Below are 1,388 nucleotides of genomic sequence, written 5' to 3' on the forward strand. Positions count from 1 at the left end.
TGGTGGTGGGGGTGCGGAGGAAGAGGGTGGTGGTGAGGGCGGTGATCAGGACGAGGGCGGTGTTGACGGCGATGGCGGTGTGGATGCCGCCGAGGATGCCGGTGAGGGTGGTGGTGGTCATGGCGCCGGTGGCGATGGCGCTCATGACGGGGGTGCCCATGGTGATGCCGATCTGCTGGCTCATGGTGGCGAGGCCGGTGGCCATGCCCTGTTCGTGGTCGGGCAGGCCGCTGGTGGCGGTGACCATGAAGCCGACGATCAGGAGCATGTTGCCGACGCCGCCGATGAAGGTGGCGGGGAGCATCAGGGCCAGGCCGGTGGTGGTGTTGGTGCCCAGGGCGAGGAGGGCGGCGGTGGCGGCGGTCTGGATGAGGGCGCCGGTGATCAGGGTGGTGCGGGTGGAGGTGCGGGCGATGACCCTGGGGGCCAGGGTGCCGCCCAGGACGGTGCCCAGTCCCAGGACGCCGAAGGAGAGGCCGGCGGCCAGGGGGGAGAAGCCGAGGACCTGCTGGAGGTAGAGGGTCAGGAGGAAGACGAGGGAGGTTTCGGTGACGAAGGCCAGGACGCCGGCGATGTTGCCCCAGGCCACGGTGCGCCGTCGCAGGACGGTGACGGGGACCAGGGGGGCGGGGGAGGTGCGCTCGATGAAGTAGAAGGCGATCAGGAGCAGCACACCGGCGGCCAGTGCGCCCAGGGCGGGCAGGTGGGTCCAGCCGTGTTCGCCGGCCTGGGTGAAGCCGAAGACGACGGCCAGCAGGCCCAGGGTGACGCTCAGGGCGCCGGGCAGGTCCAGGCGGGGGCGCTGTTCGGGGCGGGACTCGGCGATGACCATGGGGGCGATGATCAGGACGGCGGCGGCGACGGGCACGTTGATGAAGAAGGCCCAGCGCCAGGACAGCAGGTCGGTCAGGACACCGCCCAGGATGGCGCCGGTGGTGAACCCGGCCGACATCAAGGCACCGTTGAGGCCCAGGGCCTTCTCCCGCAGGGGGCCTTCGGGGAAGGAGGTGGTCAGCAGGGACAGGCCGGCCGGGGTGACCGCGGCGGTGGCCAGGCCCTGGAAGATCCGGGCGGCGATCAGCACCTCGGGGCTGGTGGCAAGACCACCGGCCAGCGAGGCCAGCCCCAGGACGGCCAGGCCGCCCAGGAACAGGCGCCGCCGGCCGAAGAGGTCGGCCACCCGGCCGAACATCAGGGTGAAACCGGCCGCGCACAGGGCGAACGCGGTCGCGATCCACTGCAGGTTCGCCAGCGAGAAGCCCAGCCCCTCACCCATCACCGGCAACGCCACGTTCAGGATCGAGAAGTCCACCGCCAGCATGAACTGCGCCACCAGCAGCACACCCAGCGTCAACCGCATCCGCGGCGTCAACACCCCGCCCGAACCC

Annotated in this window: 1 protein-coding gene; it reads right to left on the minus strand. The window is 71.3% G+C overall.

Features of this window, described 5'->3' with window-relative positions; genetic code table 11:
- The coding region (locus ACFYNX_RS33450; protein WP_388667310.1) for an MFS transporter at nt 1–1,360 on the minus strand (1,360 nt) is incomplete at its 3' end.
- Nucleotides 1,361–1,388 lie beyond the last annotated feature (28 nt).

This window comes from Streptomyces sp. NPDC007872, from assembly GCF_042868165.1.
Taxonomy (GTDB): Bacteria; Actinomycetota; Actinomycetes; order Streptomycetales; family Streptomycetaceae; genus Streptomyces.